This window comes from Actinopolymorpha sp. NPDC004070 (genome assembly GCF_040610475.1).
Taxonomy (GTDB): domain Bacteria; phylum Actinomycetota; class Actinomycetes; order Propionibacteriales; family Actinopolymorphaceae; genus Actinopolymorpha.
Genome location: NZ_JBEXMJ010000034.1, coordinates 1 through 1409 on the forward strand (window position 1 = coordinate 1; position 1409 = coordinate 1409).

At 69.4% G+C, this 1409-nt stretch carries 3 protein-coding genes; all 3 read left to right on the forward strand.

Annotated features, from left to right (window positions below; all coding sequences use genetic code 11):
- Positions 1-597: Hsp70 family protein (locus tag ABZV93_RS28800; RefSeq protein WP_354942098.1), on the forward strand; the 597-nt coding region annotated here is incomplete at its 5' end.
- 75 nt (positions 598-672) lie between these two features.
- Positions 673-1245, forward strand: a complete 573-nt coding sequence (locus ABZV93_RS28805) for a nucleotide exchange factor GrpE (protein ID WP_354942100.1) — start codon at positions 673-675, stop codon at positions 1243-1245.
- 6 nt (positions 1246-1251) lie between these two features.
- The coding region (locus ABZV93_RS28810; protein WP_354942102.1) for a DnaJ domain-containing protein at positions 1252-1409 on the forward strand (158 nt) is incomplete at its 3' end.

The following is a 1409-nucleotide window of genomic DNA, read 5'->3' on the forward strand; positions in this document are numbered from 1 at the left end:
TTCCGGCTGGAGAACATCCGGCCCGCGCCGCGTGGTGAGCCGCAGGTCGAGGTGACCTATGACGTGGACGCCAACGGCATCTTGAATGTGTCCGCGCGGGACAAGGACACCGGGGCCGAGCAGCGGATCACCATCAGTGAGAGCTCGAATCTGGACAAGTCCGAGGTGGACCGGATGGTGTCTGATGCGGAGCGTTACCGCGCTGATGATGCCCGGATCCGGGAGGTGGTCGACGCCCGTAACAGCCTGGACGCGGCGGCCTACCAGGTTGAACGCCGGCTGGGTGAGCTCGGTGACGCCGCACCCGAACACGAACGGGCTCGTGCGGAGTTGTTGTTGGGCGATGCCCGTCAGGCGGTCAAGGACGACAGCGCGCCGCTGGAGCGGCTGCGGTCGCTGACCGGTGAACTGCAGCAGCTCTACCACAGCCTGAGCGCTTCCGGCGGTGGAGCCGGTGGCGGGGAGGGTGGTCCCGGACCAGGCGGACCAGGCGGTGAACCAGGTGGTGGGCCCGGTCAAGGTGGTCAGGGTGTGCCCGGGCAGCGTGCAGCGGCGGAGGACGAGGACGTGATCGACGCGGAGTTCACCACGGACTGAGGCCCACCACGGACTGAGGTTCACCACGGACTGAGGTTCACCACGGACTGAGTTCAGCACGGACTGAGGCTTGCGATGACCGAGCAGAAGCCGGAGCACCCGCCGGATCTTGACCGGCCGGGGGCGAGTGAGACCGACAGGCAGAGTGCGGGCGAGCAGCCGGGCCCGTCCGGCCGCGACGATGCGCTGGTGGAGGCGCGGGCGCGTGCGGCGGATTTTGAGGACCGGTGGCGGCGTGCTGTGGCTGATGCGGACAACCAGCGTAAGCGGCAGGGGCGTGAGTTGGAGCGGCAGCGTGGTGAGGTCGCGGCGAGTTTGGCGGCGCGGTGGTTGCCGGTGGTGGACAACCTGGACCGGGCGGTGGCGCATGCGCGGGCGGTGCGGCCGGAGGGGGAGCAGGACTCGTTGGTGGAGGGTGTTCGGGCGGTTTTGGAGCAGGCGGTGGCGGTGCTTGCCGGCCTGGGGTTTCCGCGTCAGGACGATGAGGTGGGTGCGGTGTTCGACCCGGCCCGGCATGAGGCGGTGGCCAGTGTGCCGAGTGCGGAGGTGCCGGCGGGGACGGTGCTGGATGTGGTGAGCCCGGGCTATGGCGAGGGGGAGCGGCAGTTGCGGCCGGCGGGTGTGGTGGTGGCCACGAAGGCGGCATGAGGAGCGATGGCCGACCGTGATTTCTACCAGGTTCTCGGGGTGCCCCGCACGGCGACCCGGGAGGAGATCCAGCGTGCCTACCGGCGGCTGGCGCGGGAGAACCATCCCGACGTGAACAAGGACCCGGGGGCGGAGGATCGGTTCAAGGATGTTTCGGAGGCCTA

Coding starts and splice junctions, on each gene's coding strand:
- ABZV93_RS28805 (WP_354942100.1), top strand. CDS start 673: ATGACCGAGCAGAAGCCGGAGCACCCGCCGGATCTTGACCGGCCGGGG.